The organism is Mesorhizobium sp. M0991, from assembly GCF_040318915.1.
Classification (GTDB): Bacteria; Pseudomonadota; Alphaproteobacteria; order Rhizobiales; family Rhizobiaceae; genus Mesorhizobium.
The window spans coordinates 170,136-193,798 of sequence record NZ_JAMYNE010000006.1 but is presented as its reverse complement, the minus strand read 5'-3'; the positions used below and the strand labels follow the sequence as shown (position 1 = coordinate 193,798).

At 58.9% G+C, this 23,663-nt stretch carries 17 protein-coding genes; 11 read left to right on the top strand and 6 right to left on the bottom strand.

Annotated elements, in window-relative coordinates:
* Positions 1–434: 434 nt before the first annotated feature.
* The 4 genes from NKH70_RS11965 to NKH70_RS11950 all read right to left on the bottom strand — a co-directional run bounded on the left by NKH70_RS11965 (position 435) and on the right by NKH70_RS11950 (position 7,332).
* A complete protein-coding gene (locus tag NKH70_RS11965; RefSeq protein ID WP_352910089.1) occupies positions 435–1,112 on the bottom strand; it encodes a glycosyltransferase family 9 protein in 678 nt (225 codons plus the stop codon).
* 510 nt (positions 1,113–1,622) lie between these two features.
* A complete protein-coding gene (locus tag NKH70_RS11960; protein WP_352910092.1) occupies positions 1,623–4,865 on the bottom strand; it encodes an efflux RND transporter permease subunit in 3,243 nt (1,080 codons plus the stop codon).
* Positions 4,862–5,932 (bottom strand): efflux RND transporter periplasmic adaptor subunit, encoded by a 1,071-nt coding sequence (locus NKH70_RS11955; RefSeq protein WP_352978967.1) that lies wholly within the window; start codon positions 5,930–5,932, stop codon positions 4,862–4,864. The genes NKH70_RS11960 and NKH70_RS11955 overlap by 4 nt, the downstream gene beginning before the upstream one ends.
* Entirely contained in the window at positions 5,932–7,332 is a 1,401-nt protein-coding gene (locus tag NKH70_RS11950) for an efflux transporter outer membrane subunit (protein WP_352910094.1), read from the bottom strand. The genes NKH70_RS11955 and NKH70_RS11950 overlap by 1 nt, the downstream gene beginning before the upstream one ends.
* A gap of 452 nt (positions 7,333–7,784) precedes the next feature.
* On the opposite strand from NKH70_RS11950, the gene NKH70_RS11945 reads away from it, so the two are divergent.
* From NKH70_RS11945 to lpxD, 9 genes are all read left to right on the top strand, one after another.
* Positions 7,785–8,540, top strand: a complete 756-nt coding sequence (locus tag NKH70_RS11945) for a response regulator (protein ID WP_352910097.1) — start codon at positions 7,785–7,787, stop codon at positions 8,538–8,540.
* Positions 8,537–9,952 (top strand): sensor histidine kinase, encoded by a 1,416-nt coding sequence (locus NKH70_RS11940; protein WP_352910098.1) that lies wholly within the window; start codon positions 8,537–8,539, stop codon positions 9,950–9,952. Before NKH70_RS11945 ends, NKH70_RS11940 begins: the two co-directional genes overlap by 4 nt.
* A 1,172-nt stretch (positions 9,953–11,124) precedes the next feature.
* Positions 11,125–12,084 carry an aspartyl/asparaginyl beta-hydroxylase domain-containing protein gene (locus NKH70_RS11935; RefSeq protein ID WP_352978962.1) on the top strand — a complete coding sequence of 320 codons (960 nt, stop codon included), beginning with the start codon at positions 11,125–11,127 and terminating at the stop codon, positions 12,082–12,084.
* A gap of 224 nt (positions 12,085–12,308) precedes the next feature.
* Complete coding sequence (locus NKH70_RS11930) at positions 12,309–13,175, top strand: MipA/OmpV family protein (protein ID WP_352978960.1); 867 nt, start codon at positions 12,309–12,311, stop codon at positions 13,173–13,175.
* Positions 13,176–13,406: 231 nt separating this feature from the next.
* Positions 13,407–13,898 carry a class I SAM-dependent methyltransferase gene (locus tag NKH70_RS11925; RefSeq protein WP_352910781.1) on the top strand — a complete coding sequence of 164 codons (492 nt, stop codon included), beginning with the start codon at positions 13,407–13,409 and terminating at the stop codon, positions 13,896–13,898.
* Between the two features lie 177 nt (positions 13,899–14,075).
* Complete coding sequence (locus NKH70_RS11920; protein ID WP_352910105.1) at positions 14,076–15,701, top strand: GMC family oxidoreductase; 1,626 nt, start codon at positions 14,076–14,078, stop codon at positions 15,699–15,701.
* A 462-nt stretch (positions 15,702–16,163) separates the two neighbouring features.
* A complete protein-coding gene (locus tag NKH70_RS11915; protein ID WP_352910108.1) occupies positions 16,164–17,336 on the top strand; it encodes a patatin-like phospholipase family protein in 1,173 nt (390 codons plus the stop codon).
* Positions 17,270–18,259, top strand: coding sequence for a DUF3313 domain-containing protein (locus NKH70_RS11910; protein ID WP_353025327.1), 990 nt, complete (start codon positions 17,270–17,272; stop codon positions 18,257–18,259). The genes NKH70_RS11915 and NKH70_RS11910 overlap by 67 nt, the downstream gene beginning before the upstream one ends.
* A gap of 133 nt (positions 18,260–18,392) precedes the next feature.
* Positions 18,393–19,520: a UDP-3-O-(3-hydroxymyristoyl)glucosamine N-acyltransferase gene (gene lpxD / locus NKH70_RS11905; protein ID WP_352910113.1), complete on the top strand. Its 1,128-nt coding sequence runs from the start codon at positions 18,393–18,395 to the stop codon at positions 19,518–19,520.
* A 408-nt stretch (positions 19,521–19,928) separates the two neighbouring features.
* Here lpxD and NKH70_RS11900 read toward each other — a convergent pair whose 3' ends face one another.
* Complete coding sequence (locus NKH70_RS11900) at positions 19,929–20,450, bottom strand: hypothetical protein (protein WP_353025326.1); 522 nt, start codon at positions 20,448–20,450, stop codon at positions 19,929–19,931.
* A complete protein-coding gene (locus NKH70_RS11895) occupies positions 20,450–21,193 on the bottom strand; it encodes a nucleoside 2-deoxyribosyltransferase (RefSeq protein WP_353025324.1) in 744 nt (247 codons plus the stop codon). Before NKH70_RS11895 ends, NKH70_RS11900 begins: the two co-directional genes overlap by 1 nt.
* A 314-nt stretch (positions 21,194–21,507) precedes the next feature.
* On the opposite strand from NKH70_RS11895, the gene NKH70_RS11890 reads away from it, so the two are divergent.
* Both NKH70_RS11890 and NKH70_RS11885 read left to right on the top strand, forming a co-directional pair.
* Positions 21,508–22,644 carry a patatin-like phospholipase family protein gene (locus NKH70_RS11890; protein WP_353025322.1) on the top strand — a complete coding sequence of 379 codons (1,137 nt, stop codon included), beginning with the start codon at positions 21,508–21,510 and terminating at the stop codon, positions 22,642–22,644.
* Positions 22,641–23,663 carry a cyclic GMP-AMP synthase DncV-like nucleotidyltransferase gene (locus NKH70_RS11885; protein WP_353025321.1) on the top strand — a complete coding sequence of 341 codons (1,023 nt, stop codon included), beginning with the start codon at positions 22,641–22,643 and terminating at the stop codon, positions 23,661–23,663. Before NKH70_RS11890 ends, NKH70_RS11885 begins: the two co-directional genes overlap by 4 nt.

Genomic DNA, 23,663 nt, shown 5'->3' with positions numbered 1-23,663 from the left:
TTTGCGTGAATATTCGCGGCCGCCGGTGAATTAACAGGGAATCCGTTGTCGTTATGTGGGATGCGATTGCCGTTAGCTGGGATCGAATGTTCGTTATCCGGGAACGCGCTGCCGTCTTGCGGAAAATGAACGCGCAATAACGGTTCGAATCGCGCTTGCGAGGGAATGCAATGCTCTCACCCGGAAAGACATTGTCATAGCGCGGGAGGCGATTGTCGACTCGCAAGAGGCTATCTCAAGGCGATGAGCAGTAACCGACGGCGGGGGTGAATAGGGGTATTTTGCTGACTTGGCCGTTCATGAGACGCAGAGTGTAGTTTACGATATCTCGGTTCTGGATCGAGGCCCGGCTTTGATCTGATGGACCTAGGCCGCTCGCCGTCGATCCGGCCAGTTGTTAGGTCCGCCGCTTCAACGAACTAGCTGAGCTGAGCTTAACGATTCGGTATTGATTTGAGCGTTTCGAACTCGATCAGGTCGAGGGTAGCTGTGGTGACCTCCTCTACTCGCACGCGATGCACACAGTAGACGCCACCGGGATTGTTCGGCTTGCACAAGTTGGGAGCAGCGCATTGGCAGGGCAGCCGAGGCGCCACGATCCGATGCGGAACTCCGAGCGGCCCCCATATGTCCGGCGGTGTCAAGCCGTAAAGGCCGACGACAGGAGTCCCTACTGATGCCGCAAGATGCATGGGACCACTCTCATTTCCTAGAAAGATAACGGCGTCGCCAAGCAATGCCGTCAGTGTTTCAAGCGAGACCTTCCCAACCACGCTCGCCACAGGTGACACAGCCAATGCGAGTATTGTCTGCTCGGCTGTTGTCTCGTCCCGGCCACCAATCAGCAAAGACCGAAGGCCGGTGGCGGCATAGACTTCATCGATTGCCGCTGCAAACCGCTCCGGTTGCCAGCATCGCCCCTCAAATCGTGCCCCTGCATGGACGACGATATAGGCGTTTTTGACCAAACTCCTTTGCGCCAGGATTTGTGCGCTTTCACTTTGAGCGGCGCATGTGGGCACAAGCCTTGGTGTGGAGTCAGCGAGGTCAATGTTGAGAGCCTTTAGAGGAGAAAGATATTCGGTACAGATAGTGGATGCCGCCGTGACCACAGGTGGCGGCGTAAACGTTTGCCGGTTGAACCTCCCAGAATCTCAGTGGCCTCTCGGGAGGATCGAAGCCAACCCGCAGCGGCGCGTCGAGCAATCGGTGCAGAATCCTGGATGTCTTGGAATCACTCAGATCAATAGTGAGATCGTACCTTCGTTGGCGGAGATCAGAGACCAAGCTCAGATACGCTCTTAGCCGCTGGAAGAGGCTCTTTCCCTTGCCGCGGCGGTCGAACCCGATTGCTTCGTCCGCGATGTTTTGGCTGACTATGAACCGCCGAAGACCGGGGGCGCAAAGCATGGTCACGGTGGCATCCGGGTAGGCGAGACGTAGATTGCGCACCAAAGCTGACGTCAAAACAACGTCACCAATATACTTTGTCTGAATGATGAGAATGGACTTGACGGACAGCTGGCCAGTCGTAGCAGGCGCTCGCGATCTGCACCCGCCATGGCCGAATAGACGGACAGCGCGGCTAGCCAATGCGGCCAAAGTGCTAGCACTCATCGGCCTCAATTCCGACGCGCGGGTCGTTCGGCAGGAGGATGAGAAAGTCCGTCCGCTGGCGTGGCAGGCCAGTTCGATCCCGCGCCTGTTTCACGAAGGCCGGATCGTAGTCGAGGTGCGTCCCAGGACCGCTCCCGCCGAAGCGGTGCCTCGAACTGCACTGCGTCTTCAGGTGTGGAAGCCGGCGAGGTCTCATGCTCTCCTAGGGCGGCAAGCCGTTTGAGAAGCCTGAGAAAGTCATCGACGAAGGTGAAGATGACGGGGATCGCGACGAGGCTAAAGACGGTGGAAGTCATCAGGCCGCCGATGACAACAATTGCCATGGGTTGACGGAAACTGGAGTCGCCGCCGCTGAGACTGAGGGCTACCGGAAGCATGCCGCCGCCCATCGCGATCGTCGTCATCACGATCGGGCGAGCGCGCTTGTGGCAGGCGTCGACCAGGGCGTCGAAGCGTGAGAGGCCAGCGCGGCGTGAGATGATCGCGTATTCGACCAGCAGGATCGAATTCTTCGTCACTACGCCCATCAGCATGAGCAGCCCGATCACCACCGGCATGGAAAAGCTCGTGCCGGTCAGCACCAACGGCATCAGGGCGCCGCCGAGAGACAGTGGAAGCGCCATAAGGATCGTGACCGGTTGAAGGAAGTCGTGGAATAGGAGGACCAGCACGGCATAGATACAGAATATTCCGATCCCCATAGCGATGGCGAAACTGCCAAAGAGCTCGGAGCTGCGCTCTAATTCTCCTTGCTCGACGAGCCGGACGCCTTCCGGGAGGTTGCGAAGGGCAGGCAATGCCTGTGCCTCGCGATAGACGTCGCCGAGGATGCGCCCGTTCAACTCGAGCGATAGCGTGACATTTCGCGAGCGGTCGATGCGGCTGATTTCCGACGGGCTGCCGCCGATGCTGATCTCGGCGACCGAGCCAACATCGACGCTGCCCCTGGCGCCGGCAACGCGAAGATTGGCAATGTCATCAAACGTCGTCCGGTTGCTGGGGTCAAATCGGACACGGATAGGAAGCTGGCGCTGTGGCAGGTTGAGCTTCGCGAGCGAAGAGGAATAGTCGCCGTTGGTTGCCACGCGAACCGCCTCGGAAATCGCTTCCGCCGTCACGCCGAGAGCGGCCGCGCTGTCGAGGTTCGTGACGATCTGGATTTCCGGCGCCTGCAGGGAGGCACTGGAGGTGACCGCGCCGACTCTCCTGAGGGTGCGCAGTTGCTCTTCGAGCGCGCCGGCTGCCTGGCCGAGCGCATCGGAATCGTCGCTCGCCAACGTGATCTCCAATGTCGTGCCGTTGCCGCCCGTCCCCACAGCGATCCTGGTGCCGGGAAGGACGGAAAGTGCCTGCCGGATATCATTCTCGATCTCGGTCTGCGTGCGGGTGCGATCGCCGATCTTCTTGAGATCGACCACGAGCGAAGCGGCCCCCGTATCGGCGGTCGTCGAGGAATCGATCAAGTCATTCGAAGAGACGCTTCCCACGGAGGAGAACACATGCGTCACGTCCGGCAGTCGGGAAACGATCTCGGCGGCTCGCCGCGTGATCGCCTCCGTCTGCCCAATGGTGCTGCCAGGTTGCAGCGTCAAGGTGACTTGCGTCTGCGCATCATCCGAAGCGGGCAGAAAGCCGGAACTGAGGAACGGGATCGTCGACATGGAAAGGCCGAGAAACAGCATGACGCCAAGGACCGTTAGTTTGCGGCGCTGCAGGCAGATTCTGACGACGGCCATGTAGGCGCGCATGATCCAGCCGTCCTTTGCCTCGACGGGATGCGCTTTCATCATGTAGGCGGCCATCATCGGCGTCAGCAGGCGCGCGACGACCAGTGAGGCGAGGACCGCCACGGCTGCCGTCACCCCGAACTGACGGAAGATCAGGCCGGGAATACCGCTCATGAAGGCAGTCGGCAGGAAGACGGCGACGAGCGTGAAGGTCGTGGCGATGACGGCAAGGCCAATCTCGTCGGCGGCCTCAAGCGCGGCCTCCTTCGGGTGTTTGCCCATTTGCAGATGGCGCGCGATGTTCTCGATTTCGACAATCGCATCATCGATCAGGATGCCGACCACGAGAGAGAGCGCGAGCAGCGTCACCGTGTTGAGGCTGAAATCCGCCAGATACATCACAAGAAAGGTCGGAATGACCGATAGTGGCAGCGCAACCGCCGAAAGGACAGTCGCCCTCCAGTCGCGCAGGAAGAGCCAGACCACGACGATCGCGAGGATGGCGCCCTCGTAGAGCATGTGCATGGAGCCGTCATAGTTTTCAATGATCGGCCCGGTCGTGCTGTAGGCCTCGACGATCTCAACATCGGGCTTGGCGGCGGCGAAGTTCTGCATGCCAGTCCGGATGGCTGCCGCGACGCCCGTATCCGAAAAGCCGTTCGAGCGTTTGACCTGCACTGCGATCACCGGCTCGCCATCGAGATAGGCGATGGACCCCCGGTCAGCGAAGCTGTCCGTAACGGTGCTGATCTCGTCGAGACGCACCAGGGCGCCACTTGGGAGCGGGATAGCGAGCGCCCTTAATGCCTCAATCGAAGAAACCGCGCCGAGCGTGCGGATCACCTGCTTGCTGCCGCCGATTTCCGCCCGGCCGCCAGAAGCGTCCGACTGCATGGATTTGAGCCGCGCGGAAACGGTTGCGGCGCTGAGGCCGAGCGAACTCATGAGTTGGGGATTGAGATCGATCTGCACCTCACGATTGATGCCGCCAATGCGGCTGACCTGGCCGACGCCGGGCACGGCAAGTAAGGCCTTTGTCATGTCGTTGTCGACGAACCAGGAGAGTTCCGTCTCATTGAGGCGGACGGAGCGCACGGCATAAGTAAGGATCGGTGAGCCTTGCACCGTCGTTTTCGTCACGCTTGGTGTCTGCATCTGGGCAGGCAGGTCGCCGCTCATACCGTCGACGGCATTGCGCACCTCGTTCAGCGCTGCCTCGCCGTCCTTCTCCAACTGAAATGAGACATTGATGCTGACCGCGCCGTCCGTAATCGTGGTAGTGACATGCTCTAGGAGGCTCAGAGAGGCGAGCTTGTCCTCGATCTTGCGCGCGACTTCGGTTTCGAGTTGGGCCGGTGCGGCACCTTCGAACGCGGCGTTGATCTGGACAGTCGGCAGCACCATGTCGGGGAAATTCTGTACCGCTAAGCGATCGAAGGCGAGCAGGCCGCTAACGGTGAGTAGGATGAATAGCAGGATTGCGGGAACCGGATTGCGGATCGACCAGGCGGAAAAGTTCATCGTGCGTCCTCCTCTACCCGGACAAGAGCCCTGTCCGAAAGGAAGGCGCCGCCCGCCGTCACCACGTCGGCCCAGGGATCAAGGCCCGAGAGGATCTCCACTTCGCTGCCATTGCGGCGGCCGGTTTCAACACGGACGCGTGACGCACGCCTGTCTGTATCCACGGTGAAGACGTAAGCGATGCCATCACGCATCACGAGCGCCGTCTCGGGCACGGTGACGGCCTGCGTGGTCGCAAGCTCAATCTGGCCGGTGACGTAGAGGCCGATGGGCGGGTGCGCGTCCGCCGGCAGCGCCACATAGGCGAGCACCCTTCCGGTATCGGTGCTGACCGTCGGCCCGACGAGCCGCACGGTCCCTTTGACGCGCCCCTCCGGGCTGATGATCGTGGCGGTCAGGCCTTCTTTGATGCGAGGCAAATAGCGTGCAGACACTTCCGCCTGCCACTCGACGCGCTGCTGGCGCACGAGACGGAATAGCTCCGTGCCGGAGGAGACGACAGCGCCGAGTTGGACCGAACGGGCGGTGATCAGCCCGTCGTCCGGTGCCATAATGGTCGTCTGAGCAAGCTTGATCCTCTGGCTTTCCAGCGAGGCTTCGGCGGATTCGACACTCGCGATCGCAGTCTGCTCGGCGATCAGGTATTCAGTGATCTTCTCCTCAGAAAGCGCACCGCTTCCCTGCACCTTGCGTGCTCGGTCCGCACTAGCCCTGGCTTTTGCGAGGTCCGCCTTCGCACTCGCCAGCACAGCCTCTTCCTTGCGCAGTTCCGCGCGCACCGTTTCGTCGGCCAGCCGAACGAGGGGCTGATCCTTCAAGACGACCGACCCGACATCAGCAAGGACATCGGTCACACGCAGGCCGCCGATTTCCGCGGCAATGACCGCTTCGTGCCAAGGCTTCAGCCAGCCGCTGGCCGGTATCGTTTCAGGCCACTGGCGTTCCGCTGGCTTTGCCACTGCGACGGTAAGCGCTGGCGCCTCGTTCTGTTGCGCAAGTGCAATCTCTGCCGCGAAAACAAGAGTTCCGCTCAGGAAAGCGGCGAGGAGAAAAGGTGAAGATCGCATCAGAGCAGGTTTTCTTTCAATTCTTGCGGCAGGTCCCTGGGTGTGGAGGCGCTCGCATCCCAGCCGCCGCCGAGCGCCTTGTAGAGGGCGATCCAATAGCGCACGGAGTCACGACGGATTTCGATGAGCGAGACCTCCGCCGACTGCGCCGAACGCCGGGCTTCCTCGCGGTCGAGCAGGCTTGCGCCACCGGCCTTCCAGTTCGAATCCACGGCTTTGAAGTAGGCGCGATAGTTGCGCGCCGCGACACTGGCGTCGCCGATCTGCCGTCGCGTACTGTCGATCCGCACGAGTGCGGTCTCGACTTCGGCGACCGCGTCCAGCACACCTGATTTGTAGGCGGCCACCGCCACCTTATATGCGGCTGCCGCGCTGCTCACGGCTGCCCGGCGCGAGCCGCCGTCGAAGAGCGGAATTGAGATGGCCGGGCCGAAGGACCAGGGCAGAGAGGTTCCCATCAGCGATGAACTGTCGATCGTGACCGAGCCGCTGAGGCTGAGGCTCGGATAGAGATCGGCTTTTGCCGCGCCGATCTCGGCGAGCGATGCGGCGACCTCAAGTTCAAGGGCGTCGATGTCGGGGCGCTGCCGTAAGGCGTCGGCAGGCACAGCGGACAGCTTGAGGATCCTCGGTGCGGGTAACCCTTGCTTGCCCATCGCCAGAATATCGCGGACGTGAGGCTCGTCACCGCCAGTAAGGCGGGCCAGAGATTTGACGAGAACCTCGCACTCGGCACGCTGCGCGGTCCGTGTCGAGGCCGAGGTAGCAGCACTCGCGCGCCCTAGCGCAAGGTCGGCGCTCGACGTAAGGCCGGAGGTTGCGGCCATTTCCATTGCCCGGATCGTCTCGCGCTGCGAGGCGAGTTCGGTGGTGTAGACTTGCTCCAGCTGCCGGCAGGCACGGTACTGCACATAGTAGTCCGCCACCTCCGCCGCGAGTGAGACGCGCGCATCGTGCCAATCGGCGGTGCGCTCGTGGACCCGCAGCCGCGCAGCCTCGCTCCTCTGCCGAGTCTTGCCGAACAGATCGATTTCCCAAGAGGCGTCGAGGCTGCCGCTCGTGGTCGTGGCGCTATCGACTTGGTTCGCTTTATTACCGCCCGTTCCCGCGCGGGCGAGGGACCCCGATCCGACAACGGCGGGAAGAAGGCCGGCCCGCATGGACGCCAACGTGGCGCGCCCTCTCTCGATCTCTGCCGCAGCGGATTCGAGAGTAGGGCTTTCAGCCTGCGCCGACGCAACAAGGGCTGTCAGCGATGGATCGGAAAAGGTCGACCACCAGGACACGAGATCGCCTGCCCGGCCGCCGTGCGGAAAGGTCGCGTGCCAGACATTCGCGATCTTCAAGCCAGGTTCCTGAACGCCGGCGACGGTCGTGCAGCCTGAGACGATCAGGCACACCGCAATTCCGCTTGCACCGGCAATCCTGCGACAGGCCGCGTTCGTCGCTACCTTCGATCGGCAGGCAATGCGGTCCGGCGCGAAACTGCCAGCAAGAAAAGCCATCATGGTGACAGCCGCCCGTCGATGCATGTTTACCGCCTTGTTTCGGGCCAACCAGCTGGGGGAAGACCAAGATCTCCACTGGCAGCACCGCACATTTCGCGAATGTCCAATCGCGCCTGGGGCGGCATTAGTCCGGTTTTGTCATTGCCGTGGGTTTTGTATTGTTAAGAGTTGCTAAGACGCAGCGGCCGCCGGAAGTACCGGTGCGCGTCATTCATGGGGCCGTAGATGCAGCGGCTGTCGGGCCCGGAGGCGGCCTGTGGGGGTGCAGCAACAAAACTAAACACAATTGTTGCTGACAGCCATCATGTACTGCGTGTTATTCCGGAAGGGAAAGGGCAACGAAAATGGCCAAACCTATGGATAGCGTCGGATACAATGTCCTAACTCAAGCTTCAGCCCGAATCCTCGTCGTCGAGGATGACCGGGATATAGCGACCATGCTGATCGAGTTGATGAAGGATGCTGGTTATGCTGCCGAGACGGTCGGATCGGCGATGGAGATGGACCGCGTCTTAAGAAAGAGAGAGTTCAACCTTATTGTGCTGGACGGAATGCTGCCCGGAGAGGACGGTTTTAGCATTTGCAGAAGGATCAGGGCATCCGATACGATGCCCATCCTGATGCTCACCGCTCTGACGAAAGAGGTGGACAGGGTCGTTGGGCTTGAAATGGGTGCCGACGACTATGTCACAAAACCGTTCAGCTCCAGGGAGCTGTTGGCGAGAATAAAGGCGCTGTTGCGCCGTTCGTCGTATTCAAACCAAGTCAAGCCAAGCCAAGACCCGATGACGTTCGCGGGCTGGCGCATTGACCCTGTCACACGCGAATTAACTGACGTTGACGGTGTGCATGTGCCGCTTACGACGGCGGAATTCGATGTGCTGCTTGTGTTCTGCGAGAATCCTCGACAGGTGATGAACCGGCACGACATACTTGCGCGTACCCACGCTGGCGCTGCCGGACCTGTCGAGCGCAGCATTGATGTGCATGTGAGCCGTATCCGGCAAAAGATAGAGCCGAACTATAAGGAGCCCACTTTCATCAAGACAGTGCGGCTGGGAGGCTACATCTTCACTCCGGAGGTCGCGGTAGCCATATGATCGGTCGGTTCAGACGGGCGCCCATTCGGCTCCAGTTCGTCGTGCTCGCCGCGATCCCTATTCCGGCAGTGCTCCTTAGCGTTGTCGCGCTCTTGCCGGAGCCGTACATCTTCCAGGCCAAGCAAGTGGTTGCGGTCAGAAGCACGCAGATCGAATTGATCGTAGAGCAACTCAGAAACAGCGCGGACGATGCCGACGCCGAGAAGCTGCTGCGCGCGAGCGCTCCCACCGGTCTGGAGATGAGGATTTTACCGTGGCGTGATCCTAACGTCGGAAGCAGCCACCAAGGGGATATGCAATTCATCGCCGATGATCTCCGCGACGTGCTGCCCCCTGATTTTGAGGCCACGGTTGTTCCGCAGGATGCTGAACACAATGCCTTGGCGGTGCGTGTCGACGCCAAGCGCGGCCTCCTGGTCCGGTTCTCTGACGCCGATACCTATCCAGCCGTCTTCGGCACGATTGTCGAACTCATTGCCAAGATTCTGATGTTGATCCTGCCGATGCTTCTGCTGGTCCTCTATATCGGCGGCGTGATCACGTCGCCTCTCGTCCGCTTTGCCGAAGCTGCAAAGAGCCTGCGGCTCGACGGCAACGAGGAGCAGTTGTTCACTGTCGCAGGCGCCAAGGAGCTTCGCACCCTCGCAACGGCGCTTAACGACATGCGGCGCGGAATTCGCAAGATGGTTGATGACCGCACGCGGATGCTGACCGCAGTGAGCCACGACTTGAGAACACCACTGACGCGGCTAAGAATGCGGGTGGAGCGATCAAAGGAGATCCCGTCCAAACAAGCGATGCTTGACGATATCGCCACATTGACAGCGATGATCGAGGAAAGCCTCCAGTATCTGAGCAGCACGGCCCGCGACGAGCCGCTTCGAAAAGTTGATATTGCAGCCCTGATAAAGACAATCGTTGCCGGGTTCTCCGATGTTGGACACACGGTCATTTACGTCGGCCCCGAGAGATTCGGATATTCATGCAAGCAGAAAGGGCTGACGCGGGCAGTCACCAACATCGTGGAAAATGCCGTCAGATTCGGCGAGATCGTGCATGTCCAATTGTCCAATTTCCCGCCAAGCAAAGTGTCCATTGTTGTGCAGGACGATGGCCCCGGCCTTGCAGAAGGTCTCCACGAGAAGGCTCTAGAGCCTTTTTACAAGGCAGATGAGGCCAGATCCTCGAATACCAACAGCGGTTTTGGTCTGGGTCTTTCGATCGCGGATGAGATCGCAAAGAGCCATGGTGGCTCGCTGTTGCTCGAGAACATATCGCCGCATGGGCTACGGGCAACGATATCGTTGCCGCCGGAGCAGGTTGTTCCGGTCAAAAACAGCAAGACTGACGAGATGCAACGACACGCTTCAACGCGGCAGGCGCTCGCCAAGGGCAGGCAGTCGACCACGTAGCAGGACGCAGGATGCGTGACGTTTGACGGCCGCGTTCAAAGTCTTATCGCGGTGAGGGCGGCGTCTCCTGCGTCCGCAAGGGCTCGTCCTTGCCATGACACCGGTGCGACCGCGCCGCCGCATCCTGAAGCAGTTTCTTCATCTCTCTCAAAGAGACCCGGTCCGCACGCATCATCTGTCTTATGAGTGGGTCTTTCAGGATGTCTGCCCGCTTTAGATCGTCATGGGCCATAAACGGTCTCCGTCTTTATCGCATTCGAACGTAGCCGCGGCCGAGATCCTGGCGATGTCAAAAGCGGGACAAAACCAAGGCGGTCGATGAAGTTTTGTTGCCGGCCACCGTGGCGGGTTCGCTCCGGTCAAAAGTTCCATCAGCAACCGAAATGGCCACGGCGATCGATGAGCTTGCCTCATGCCGAGGCCGGCGCGCTCGGTCACTGCGCAAGTGTCGGCTGCTCCCTCGCCAGCCAAACCTGCCCAGCGCCTGTCTCGGCCCGACCCGATCGAAATTGCTTCATTGGGCATATTTCCGCGCGCTAACGGACGCGATTGCATAGGAGGCCTTCTCCCGAACAACCAAACATCGTGAGCTGGCTGCGGGAGAATAGTGTTTCACGATGAGATGTAAAATCGTAACATACGTTGCAAATGTGCCATCAGTTCCACGCGGATCATAAATACAATTCGCGCCGAAATAGGTGGTATTTACGCAATATAAGCATATATACTTAGTAATTGTCATCTCATGATCGCAAAATACCATTGATCAATTCGACCCCATCGATAATCCCTTGCGGAGAGGCGGCGCGTCACGCTGCTTCGTGGACGGGGATCGAGGCTGAAATCTTGACCAGCTCCTTTTAACTTCACTGAAGGTCAGAAAATGAACATCAAGAGCCTGCTTCTCGGCTCAGCTGCGGCCCTGGTCGCAGTTTCCGGTGCTCGCGCCGCCGACGCCATCAGCCGGATGGTCGTCCGGCGACCCGTGATGAATCGTCTGGACCGAAAACAACTCTTAACAACACAAAATCCAATGCAACGACGAATCTGGACTAATGCCGCCATCCGAACGTGCGAGCGCGCCTCGGATGAACACATTCTGTGTCTGACTTGGGTCGGCGCAACGGAAGCATCTCAACATCGCGGCAACTGGCGCATTCTGGGCAAATCTCATGCTAATTCTTGTCGTCATGGTCACGTTAGTGGCCACGAGCACCGTGTACGTCTACCGCTTCCGGGGTGAAGTTCGCTACGAAAGCCTGTCTGAATACATCCGCAAGGGATGGCCAATTTTTTCGCCGTTGAATTGTGCCTTGTACATGACAACGCTGCCGCACGGATCAAGGGCTGTTCTCGACCCGGCCGATTTTCCTGAACTCGAGGTGCTGCGTCAAAACTGGCACACCATTCGCCAGGAAGGCCTTGAACTGCTGCGCCAGAACTACTTCGACGCCACCAAACGGCCGGGCACGGCGGGAACCTATGACGTCGGCTTCCGCACGTTCTTCAAGTACGGCTGGAGCCGCTTCTACATTAAGTGGTACGGATATGAGCACCATTCAGCAAAACGCCTTTGCCCCAAGACGGTCCAGATCCTCCAGAGCGTGCCAAGCGTCCATGGAGCGATGTTCGCCTATCTTCCCAAGGGCGCGCAACTGACACGGCATGCCGATCCGATGGCCGTGTCACTGCTCTACCACCTCGGTCTTGTCACCCCGAACTCCGACGCCTGCTTTATCAATGTGGATGGCCGCAAGTTGAGTTGGCGCGACGGCGAGGCCATCATGTTCGATGAGACCTACCTGCACTTCGTGCGCAACGATACCGACTGCGATCGCCTCATCCTCATGTGCGATGTCAAAAGGCCCTTGAACCCGGTCGGTGCAGTGTTCAATTTCTTCTACGAAGGCCTGACACGAGCCACGGTGGTGCCCAATACCCCGGAAGACCATCGTGGCTTTGCCAACAGGGTCTTTGCGGGGCTCGCGCCGTTCCTAGCAGGCACCAGGGCGCTGAAGTCGACGAACCGCCCCTTGTACCTCGTCATCAAATGGTCGGTGAATACCTCGCTGTTGCTATTGGTGTTGGGGCTGATTGCCGGTGTAGCACAGTTGCTGAGCCAACTCGTCTAAAGCACAGTTTTTACTTGGCTCCTGATGTGCGTGATCTGAGCGAAGGCCGCGCGATTGTTACCCCGCCATAGCAACCAGACGAGTCGAGCCGCAACATATCTTAACATCACAAAACCCAAAGCAATCTCGTAGTCCGAGATAGTGCGTGCGCTGGAGGTACGACTGCGTCGGGCTTCCCTTTTGCCGTCTTTGAATACCTCCACCATCCCCAGGAGACGATTCGCATGCCAGCCACAAAGTCTCGCTCAACCCGCTCGCGGGATGCTCTTGTCGCCACGAGCCTCTCAGCAGTCGCTTTTTTGCCGTTCCAAGCAGGCGCAGCTGAACCGTTCGAGAATGAAGCGGCTGCAACAGCGCCCTCTGCGGATGCTGTCGACGAGAGACGGTACGGCCCCATACGCCAGAAGCTTGCCGACTGGAACGTGATGCTTGCCGCCGGAGCTATGTACGCGCCAAAATACGAAGGATCCGATGAGTTCGAACTCGTCCCGCTACCGATGATCTCCGCAACCATTGGTCGTCTTACCATTGATCCGGGCGGCCTGAGCATCGATGTGCTAGAATCCAACGGTTTCAAGGTCTCGGTGAAGGGCGGCTATGACATAGGCGGAGGGCGAAAGGAAAAGGACTCCAAGCACCTGAAAGGCCTCGGTGACATTGACGGCGGCGGTGTCGTCGGAGCGCAGCTCTCATACGAAATGGGGCCGATGGAAATTTATACATCTGTCGACAGGACGTTCGGGGGCAGTGACGGCCTGATTGGTCAAATCGGCGCAAACGTTTCCCATCACTACAACGCATTTATTCTCTCTGCGGGCGCGTCGGCGACCTTCGCCGACAAAAATCACATGCAAAGCTACTTTGGGGTGACTGCTCTGCAGTCGGCAAGATCGGGGTTGCGGCAGTATGATGCAGGTGCAGGGCTTAAGCGCTTCGATATCGAAGCTTCGGTAACGTACATGGCATCGCAAAACTGGTTTGTGCGCGGGCAGGCAGGGGTTGGCTTCCTCACGGGCGACGCGAAGGACAGTCCGATTGTTCGGAAAACAGTGCAGCCTTCAGGGATGCTCATGGCGGGCTATAGGTTCTAGGACTTCCGTACCTAACTCGCGCGCTACCCCTTCGACACTTTCCGGCCAGCACCACCCTTAACTCTGCCGCCTGATCGGCGTTTTCCGCCTTAGGCTTACGGATAACAAATATTGCCTGTCGGTATGCGGAGCTCCGCAATGTTGGATCCCTCTACTCTATTTCGAACCTGGATGTCGGTTCCCTTCCGGACGGCCTTGCTCGTGCCTTCCGGGAGAGCTCTGGCAGTGGCAATGACTCGCGAAATAAGTTCTGCGCAGTCTCCGGTGGTTGAGCTTGGGCCCGGAACCGGTGTCTTCACCCGACAGCTTATCATACGCGGCGTGCCTCAGCAGCGCATTGCGCTCGTCGAAAATGCTGCGTCCCTTGCCCGCGTGCTACGTCGGCAGTTCCCCGCCGCCGCGTTGCTGGATATCGATGCAACGGAGTTGCGGCGATGCAATCCCTTTGACGGCGAAAAAATAGGCACGGTGATCAGCAGCCTCCCCCTTTCTACTATGCCGGCTTGGCGTGTTTTCGCCATTCTGTACGGCGCTTTTCACATTCTTCGGCCGGGAGGAGCCGTCTATCAGTTCACTTACGGCTGGCGGTGCCCAGTACCTGACACCGTTCTCGACCGGATCGGGCTTGAGGCGACGTTTATGGAATGGGTTTTCGCAAACGCGCCGCCTGCGCAGGTTTACCGGATCGCCAGAAGATCGGACGCGATCGGGAGTGAACGATGAGCTTGTCGTCAGCCATCCACCGCCGACCTAGCCCACATCAAACTGCGGACGTCAGCGGCTGGCCGCTCTGAAGACAACCTGATCCTGCAGCAGCTCAGGCGCACCGTCGACGCGATGGTGGCCTTCCCCGTTGGGCAGGGTTGCCAGGCCGTTTAACCATGGATCGAGGGAACCCAGATGATCCAAGTCGTGCGGTCCCCCAGGAAAGGAGGATACGACTACGTGGTCATCGGCTCTGGTTCGGCCGGTAGTGTGGTGGCCAGCCGATTGGCGGAGGATTCTGCCCGAACGGTCGTTCTCATTGAGGCGGGCGGGTCCGACCTGTCGATCGATGGAAGCATGCCTGCGGCCATAGGTCTTCCGTTGATAAGCGATCGGTATAACTGGAAATATTTCGGTATGCCTGAGATGAGGAGGGGCCAGGACGTCGGCGTCTATCAACCCTGCGGCAAGGTGTTGGGAGGCTCTTCGTCTATCGGCCGGATGAACTGGACGCGCGGCAACAGGGAAGACTACGACAGTTGGGCAAGCTATGGCGTTCAGGGTTGGAGTTACGATGAGGTTCTGCCGTTCTTGAAAATGTCTGAGGCTTTCGAGGGTGGCGACGATCGGTTCAGGGGGAGCCAAGGCCCGATTCAGGTTGAGCGTTCCAAAGCCGACAATCCTCTGTTCCAGGCCTTTCTTGCCGCGGGCGTTGAGGCAGGTCACGGCGTGAATCACGACCACAACGCGGCTCATCAAAGCGGCGTTCACCGCATCCAACACAACATCGGCAACGGGCGCCGAATGAGTGCGTCCTTCGCCTATCTCCACAATCGGCCGGTCCGGCCAAATCTGGATGTCTTGCTCGACGCGCGCGTAGTTCGCATCATTTTCCAGGGCCATTGTTGTGTTGCGGTCGAGGTAGTCAAAAACCGCACCCGCATCACGATCCCGGTCCATCAAGAAGCCATTTGCTGCGCAGGAGCATTAGTCTCGCCGCAACTGCTCATGCTGTCGGGTGTCGGACATGCGGACCATTTGCGACAGCTAGGCATACCGGTCGTCTCTCACTTGCCGGCAGTTGGTCAGGGATTGAGCGACCACATCTGTTTCTGTGTTGAATATGAAGTCAAGGATTCCCGCGAGTCGGACGCTCAAACCCTGCGCTTTGGTGGAGGACTTACGCCGGGTCTGGAATGGTTATTATCTCGGCGCGGCCCGCTGACCTCTGGTCTTTTCGAGGTAGGAGCGATGCTATCGTCCGATCAGACGGTGAGCCGGCCCGATATGCAGATAGAATGTCTTGCGGCGCGATCGAGCTTCGGCGCCGGTGAAATCAGCATTGCCCCAGGGTTTCAGTGTGTTGTCAGCCTTCAGCGGCCTACAAGTACGGGTCTTGTTTGGCTGAGTAGCGCCGATCCTTTTGCTCCCCCGGCCTTTCGGTTCAACTACCTACGAACAGAGCATGACCGGAAGCTCGCGGTTGTCGCACTCAGGCAATTGCGTGACTTGATGAACCAGCCCAGCATGGTGACCAAGCTCAAGGGCGAGGTCGGGGAACAGGTCGCCTGTCGCACCGATAAGACGTTGCTGTCCTGGGCAAAACGGGTCGCGAAATCCAGCTACCATTCCTCCTGCACGTTGCGTATGGGGAGTGGAGAGGGGAGTGTTGTGGACTCGTCCGGAAAAGTGCACGGGTTCGACAATCTGAGGGTGGTGGACGCATCCATCTTCCCCACGATCCCCACGGCGAATCTTTACGCGCCCACGATCATGTTGGCGGAGAAAATCTCTGCCGATCTGATCCGGGTGTCGGCGTAAGCGTCGTCGGGGACGGCCCGTGGGAGAGGGCGCGCGCTTTACAGTCAACCAAACGAACAAGGGCCAAACCGGCAGCGCACGAAACGTCCGCCATCAGGACCAGCTCAGTTCGATGCTAAGGTCGGTCGGGCAACCATCCGCATAGCACCGCCGACCGCAAGATGCGGTACTAGCCCGGCATTGGCACATTGTGCGACGATCGTCGCCAAGCCCGTTCCTTCAAAAAGTCAAACCATTGACGGTCGCGACCTTCGACTCCGCGGCGCGGCTTCCTAAGCGCAAGAGCGTTTGCCGGCGAGGATTGCAGGGCGAAACAACTCTTAACAATACAAAACCCACGGCAACGACAAATCGGGATTAATGCCGCCAGACGCGATTGCGAACAGCGGTCGCGGGTATGCCGACCGCCGGTGGCGACCTTGATGGTTCCTTCCGGCGATGGCCCGGGACAAGGCGGTAGACATGTATCGACTGGTGGCCATCGTCCTGCTGGCCTTCCTTGCGGGCTGTTTGGCGCCCGATCGCATTGTTTACGGGCCGAAGGCTGCGACGCTAGCCAGCATCCAAGGGTTCAGCGACATTCGTATTTATGCAGATTCGGCCCGGAAACTGCGCGACGCGCAAACCTGGCTGCCCATCCCGAGACACAAGGAAATCAACTACCTCGTCCTGTCGAGCGGCGGTGGCGCAGGCGCATTCAGCGTCGGGGCGCTCAAGGCTTGGTCGGACAATGGACAGCGGCCGGAATTCGACATGGTCAGCGGTGTCAGCACGGGCGCGCTAATTGCGCCCTATGCCTTCCTAGGCTCTGCCTACGACCAGCCCCTCGTGGAACTCTATACAAGCGGTGTCGCCAAGGAGTTAGTCGATGCGGATTTCCTACCGAAAGGCCTGTTCGGAGCAAGTCTCCTGAAACAGGAGCCGCTTCGCAAAATGGTCGAGCGCTATGTAACGCAAGACGTACTGGAAAAGATCGCAACTGAGCACCGCAAGGGGCGACGACTGCTTGTTTTGACCTCCAACCTCGATTCCCAAAGAGCGGTGATCTGGAACATGGGCGCCATCGCCGCCAGCGGGCGGCGCGGTTCGCTGAAACTCTTCCAGGACATACTCATCGCCTCGGCAAGTATCCCCGGCATTTATCCGGCCGTCCTCATCCGGGCCGAAGCTGGAGGGGAGGCGTTTGAAGAAATGCACTCCGACGGCGGTTCGGCGACCCAGATCCTGACGATCCCGGAGGGGTGGATAGCCAATTCGGACAAAAGCGTCCTGCCTAAGAACCTCAAGTTCAACATGTACATCATCATCAACAATGCGCTCATGCCAGAATTTACCACGACAACGAACAATACGTTTTCTGTCATGGCCAGGGCGAATTCCACCCTTGTCAAGTCACAGACCCGCAGTGCGCTGCTGGCCACTTACGTCTACGCCCAAAAGAACGGCATTCGATTTCGCGTGGCTTCGATCGACAAGCAGCTCCCCTACAGCATGACCGATCCGTTCAACACCGACTACATGCGCGCCGTTTACAACCTCGGATACACAAAAATGGCTGGTGGCAGCCTGTGGCAAGACAGGCCCGTGTTCACCGACAAGGTTGCTGCCGCTCAGCCAGCGAAACAGACGCAGTAGCCACGCGCCTGCCTCCCTCCATTCCCCAAGCCCAACAGGAGAACGAAGTGCCAAATTTCCATACAAACCAGGCTGCCGGTCGGCTGCAGCATAGATCGATCGGCGCCGCGATTCTGCCGTCGCTGCTTGTATCGGCAGTTGCCGGCTGCACCTCGGTGCCACTCCAGCCGGACAACTCGCTGGCCTCCTATGACGGTCTCACCAAGGTCGACGGGCGAATAAGGAAGGCAGAGTACAAGGCTGTCCCCGAGGATCTCGACGTCAGCAAAACAGTGTACATTGAGCCTACGCTGGTTTCGCCAACCGCAGCGCAATCCTCCATAAAACCCGCCGATCAGGCCTTAGTGGCAACCGTAGTTAGCCGCGCGCTTTGCGTTGGCGTCAGCGATCGTTTCGTAGTCACGGGAGACAGAGAAAGCGCCGATCTGGTTGTTCATGCGACGGTCACCCGCATCGTGCCAACGAACGCCACAGTCGCCGGCCTGTCGACCGCGGCGTCGATTGGGGCTTCGTTCGCGTCCTCCTCCGTCCCTGTCCCGAGGATTCCGCTGGGACTGGGCGGGCTTGCCGTCGAGGCCGAGGCGACCACGAAGGATGGAAAACAGGCGGCTGCGATGGTGTGGTCGAAGGGCGCGAATTTCGTGACAACAGGCGCGCGGATGTCACAGATTGGCGACGCCTACTCTCTGGCGGAGAGTTTCGGAAGCGACTTTTCCAAGATGCTTGTCACGGGCAAAACACCATTCAAGTTTGGCTTCCCGAAGCTTCCGTCTTATCAGAAGCTGAAATCCGGGCTCGGCGGCAAACCCAAATATCAGGCTTGCGAAAGGTTCGGTCGGTCGCCAGGCCTGAAGGATTTCGCAGGCGGGCAACTCGGTTTGCCGCCGTCCTGGACGGACAAGCCAGCTCGTCCGCAAAGCTAGAGCAGAATTTGTATCGACCAACTCCATCGCCGGACATCCGGATTAATGGACTGCGCGTCCGTATGCGGACCCGCGGTAAGTCGGTCGGCCTGCACTCCCCTGCCCCCCGACAGGCCGACCGACGCTTTGATGAATGCAAATCAAATCAAACCAAAACCAGTCCTGTCATGAACCGAGCCTGATCGTGCCGCCGATCTTTCAGCCGAGCGGATTAGCTTTAGCCGAACTCGCCAAAGAGGCGGGAGTGCTGCTACCCGCAGCTGCCAACCCAGACATGCTTCTGCAGAGCGGGGCGAGCCTTGAGACGGCACGGTCGTGGCATATCGCGTACATTGATCATGCACGCTACACGAACGCCTTGCGCACCACCAAGGCCGGCGCTTGCTTTGTCACGGAGCGCTTCGCCCATCTGGTGCCGCCTGGCACCGTTCCCATCACCGTTCGGGATCCCCGCCTTGTTTATGCCAAGGTGCTTGCCCGGCTACACCCCGAGGCATTGCGAACCCCGCCGCTTTTGGGCAGCCCTGATGTCACCGAGGGATGTTTTGTGCATCCATCGGCGCAGATCGGCGCCGGCGTCGTGCTCGATCCTGGTGTTGTCATAGGAGATCGGGTGTTCATCGGAGCCGGCACCACAATAGGCGCCCATGTGGTGCTGGGTCCAGACGTGGTGATCGGCTGGGACTGCTCCATCGGCCCTAGCGTCTCAATAGCCCATTGCAGCTTAGGTGATCGGTCGATCGTCTATGCGGGCGCGCGTATAGGCCAGGATGGTTTCGGCTTCGCGATGAGCGGTTCAGGGCATGTAAAAGTCCCGCAACTCGGCCGCGTCACGATCGGAAACGACGTCGAGATCGGAGCCAACAGCACGGTCGATCGCGGTAGTGCGGGCAATACTGTCATTGGAGACGGAACAAAGATCGATAATCTCGTCCAGATTGCGCACAACGTACGGATCGGGCGTCATTGCGTGATCACTGCCCAGGTCGGGATCGCGGGCTCGACCGTGCTGGAGGACTACGTAGCGGTGGGCGGCCATAGTGCGATTGCTGGCCATCTGCACATCGGCCAGGGCGCTCAACTTGCCGCGGCCTCGCGGTTCATGAGAGACGTGCCGGCAGGCGAACGCTGGGGCGGAATGCCCGCCAGACCACTGCGAGAATGGTTCCGCGAACAAGCAACCCTCAAGAAATTGGCGAAGCATCGCACCGGGGCTGACTCTGTAGCCATCTCATTCGCGGCCTGGCTGTCGAAGCTGTGAGCTCAGATATAATCCAGTGTTCCGCGGTGTTGGCCGGGCGCGTTTCGAATACGGCTCCATAAATGATGTTCTGCGGCTTTCATGAGCGTCATGAGCGGCCATAGAGCGCGGGTTGGCCGAGATTGGGCCGATAGCTGTCGGTCCGCTATCCGAGCGAGTTCAGCGGATTGCTGCCATTCGGCAACCCACCCATATCTGTCATTGGTGTTTGAACTACGAAATCCGGAAAGCTGCCATTGGGCCGCATATGCCGAAAACGGCTTCGCGCCCATCCCGAACGACACTGCCTTCGGTAAAGAGCCACGATCGGATCGGCCTTCGCATCGAAAATTCTAGCTAGTGCCTGACTTCACCGCCACGGCGGCGAGGTGTGGAAGAGTAGGCACCAGAGTTTTGCCGCTTAAGGGCTTAGAGTCCTCCCATGCCCATCACGAACCGGCCGAATTTTGTCTTCAAAAGGACAAGCAATTCGTCTGTTGAAGTAAGGGCCTCAAGTTCATTACGTGTTACGACTAGGACAATATGACCACCAAGAAGGAATTCTTCTCTCAGATGCGCGTGCGCGGCGGTTTTGGCGGCAGGATCGCCCGTAATCCCCTTGGCCGCGACAAGCAGGCCAAATTTCATTCCAAAAACCCTGAGCTTTGAAGTGAAGGCACGGCACGTGGCCGTGTTCACTGCGGCTTCCCAATTCTTGCACTCGATGACGAGATAGGTCGGAAGAAACGGCAGTCCATCCGGATGGCCATTGTTGGAAAGCAGCAGATCAATCTCGCAAGATCCTGCAGCATCTTCGGCATTCTTGTAGATAAGTGTCACGCCACTGAAAAGGCAAAGTGTCGCTCGGACCACTTCTTCAAGTGCGTCGGTGTTCCCCTGATCACCTGCGGCGAGCTGCGCGATGATCTGTTGTTGTGGGATAGCGACCATCACATAAGCCCGTGCGCAGCGCGGTTGCGAAGATCGCGCACATACCACCCCAGACGGCCGTCGGTTGTGAGCGTAACGAAAAGGTCGACTGAGAGCCAAAATACATTCGGTGACTTGAATCTGAACGAGGACGGCGGCTCTCGCTCAGTGAGCAAGAAACCGGACTTTATTCCGCTCACACTCATGAACTGAAGTAGCTGATCTTCGACTTTGCGCGCCAGAGACGGCGAGGCCTCGCCCTTTACCTCAATTACGGCTGAGTCAAGAAGCTGGGGTTCCTGAGCGGCCAGCCAAATCAGCAAATCCGGTCGCAGCTTGGCGTCCTGATTGGCAGGCTCCACTACGGCACTTCCCCCTGCCAAAAGCACAACATCGAAGACTCGCTTTTCGAGATTGCTCTGAGGCTCAGACAAGCTAGGCGGAAACTCGGATTTCGGCAGCGCAGAGCTTTGGTGTGGCGGATTTAAGTGACCCCGCTTAAAGATGTCCTCGTGTGGCGTCGCCAAGAAGGCGTCAAGCTGAAAACTGAGCGTGACTCTTTCCCTAAGTCCAACTTCGGCAACGAGAAACAACGATTGAACTGTGGAGTTGACCCGCTTGTTAGTCGCAAGCGCGAGAACCGGCTTTCGCAAACCCTCCGCAATGCCGATCTCATACATCACGCGGTAGTCACTCCGGCTTCCGTCGAAGATGGCGATCAAGAAGTCGCAGCGCTCGATTCCGGTTGTGTGGGTTCGCTTCAAAACTAGTCAGGGCAATAGACTCACTGCGGTCGAAACGGCGGCGCCGATGTCCCGCCGGAATCGGACTCTAGAATCAGTATAGGTGATGGCGGCTTCGCGCCAATAGCGGCTTTTTTCAGAGGTCGCGTCTTCGTAGGTTAGGACGGCGACCGAATTCGAAGATGCCATTTCATCCGCCAATATGTTTTGCCACTTCGAATTTGCGCGGCGTTATAAATCATAATTGAGCATGGTATGTTCTTGTAACGAGGGAAGAATCGGAAGACTTTAAATTTCGAGCGCAGAGTCCGTAGCTCGCAGAAGGTATTCATTGAATGGAAGAAGCTGCCGAGCCTACACCCCCTGTGGGAAGGCCCTTCAGGGTTCTGTGTCTCGACGGCGGCGGTATGCGTGGAATCTACACTGCTGCGTTTCTCGATCGCTTGCTCGATCAATATCGCAGGATACGCGGGAAGGAACAACTCGACCTGGGCGGCGGCTTCGATCTCATCGCTGGAACGAGCACGGGGGCCATCATCGCCTGCGCCGCTGCGATCGGCCGCCCTATGAACGATCTAGTCAAGCTCTACCGGGATTGGGGTAAGAAGATCTTCCCCGAGCGCATTACCGAGAGCAAAGGAAATCTCATTGCCCGCATCGCCAAGGGTGGCAACATAGTCAAAGCCGGCGATGCGGCGCTGCGGGAAGCCCTCAGGGTAGAGCTCGGAGACATCACCATGCTCGACGTCTATAGGAAGCGGGGAATTTCGCTATCGATCCCTGCGGTGGCCATGAGCACGCACCGGGCGTGGGTCTTCAAGAAAACGAAGACGAGCGGAGTCCGCGATGACAATTATAAGCTAGTCGATATTTGCCTGGCCTCGAGCGCGGCGCCGATCTACCGGTCCCTGGCGGCGATCAAGAACCCCGACAGCAAGCACGAGCAGATCGAGGTGTTTGCAGACGGTGGACTGTGGGCGAACAACCCGGTCATGGTGGGGATGCTGGACGCGCTGATGAACGCTGAAGAGGGGCAGCCCATCCAGATATTCTCCTTGGGCACTTGCTCTCGACCTGAGGGAGAGGAGATTTCGCCGACACAGGTCCACAGGTCGATGCTTCAGTGGAAGCTGGGGGCCGATGTCGCGCCGCTCAGCATCACGGCCCAGGAATTCGCCTTCGATAACATGGCTCGCATGTTCGCCAACGTGTTGAGCAAATGCGGCAGGGAGGTGCAACACGTCCGCTTTCCGCAGCAGAAAATTCCGGCCTCGAAACTCGAGTATCTCGGGCTCGACGATAGTCGGCCCGAGGCGATGAATGCGCTCATTAGCCAGGCGTCGGCCGACGCCGACATGGTCAGGAGCGCCTGTGACGACCCTCGGAATCTGCAGGGTCAATCGATCCACAATCTCATGATGTCTCTGCCTACGATGCCAGAGGCAGGCGTACCCAAGGAGTTTTTCGAATGAGAGATTGCCATCTCCAATTAGCGAAATACCAGCGTGACGAAGTGCGGCTTCCGAATGACAGCCGCAAAGACATCTTTACAAAGGCAAAAACCAACCGGAAGCGGCTGAAAGACGGCCTCGCCGCAAACGACGATCCGACCCCGATCGGGCAGCGCACGCAGGGCTCCTACGCGATGCGCACAATGATCGTCGAAAATGGCGAGGACTATGACATCGACGACGGTGTCTATTTCAAGAAGGAGGACCTCGTCGGCCTGAAAGGAGGCGACAAGACACCCCTCGCGGCCCGTGAGATGGTGTGCGACGCGCTGCAGGACGATCGTTTCAACGACTCCCCAGAAGCCCTTAAGAACTGCGTGCGGGTCTATTACAACGAGGGCTATCACATCGACGTGCCCGTCTACCGCCACGTCGTTGTGAAAGATGCCTGGACCGGAAAGGAGTCGGACCACTACGAGCTGGCTAGCTCTACTTGGAAGCGATCGGATGCGCTGGCAGTGACGTCGTGGTTCCAAGACTTCAACAAGGACAATTGCGCCAACGCGTCCAAAGACAGCGACAAGGGACAGTTTGTTGAAGTAGTCAGGTTGCTCAAGGCTTTCGCGCGCAGCCGATCGAGCTGGAAGGGCAAGATTTCGAACGGATTCGTCATCTCGAAGCTCGCGGCCGATCACTGGGCCGAGGTCGCCGACCGCGATGACAAGGCGCTTCGCAATGTTGCGAAGGCGGTCAGGGACAAGCTTTCCTGGAAGCAGGCGGTCAAGCATCCGGTTCTCGACGATAACATTATCGAGGACGGGAATGCGAAGGCCATGTTCCTATACGACAAACTCGATGAGAAGCTCAAGCATCTCGACGTTCTCGACGAGTGGGACTGCGATCACGCGAGCGCGATGAGCGCCTGGGACAAGTTCTTCAACACGGACTGGTTCTCCCAGCAGCCCGATCCGGACGGGGCAAAGTCTCTCGCCCAGAAAGTAGGTCCGGCGATCAAGCGAGGTGAGACCCGGTACGCCTGA